The organism is Brevibacterium sp. SIMBA_078 (assembly GCF_046534565.1).
In the GTDB taxonomy this organism is placed as follows: domain Bacteria; phylum Actinomycetota; class Actinomycetes; order Actinomycetales; family Brevibacteriaceae; genus Brevibacterium.
In genome coordinates this window covers 1-259 of the sequence record NZ_JAWRYQ010000342.1, presented here as the reverse complement: position 1 = coordinate 259, position 259 = coordinate 1, and the positions used below count along the sequence as shown (strand labels likewise).

Below are 259 nucleotides of genomic sequence, written 5' to 3'. Positions count from 1 at the left end.
ATCACATACACCCACCGCATTAAAGCTCATGCGTTCAATAAGTGATTTTAAGTGAACAAAATCAATAGGATTATTTTTTACTTCAATTAAATTCACTACAATGGGGGCACCCTCAAAGAATTTTGGGGCTTGCTGCATCATTTACCAAGTGGCGGTAATTTAATTGATTCACCGGGTATTCGTGAGTTTGGTTTATGGCATTTAGATGTTGAACGAGTCACTTGGTGCTTTAAAGAATTTAGAGAGTTTATAGGTGGAT

Annotated in this window: 1 protein-coding gene; it reads right to left on the bottom strand. The window is 36.7% G+C overall.

What is annotated here, in order from left to right; genetic code table 11:
- Positions 1–138 (bottom strand): hypothetical protein (locus SB749_RS19955; RefSeq protein WP_410711837.1); only part of this gene is annotated, 138 nt, incomplete at its 3' end.
- Between the last annotated feature and the right edge of the window lie 121 nt (positions 139–259).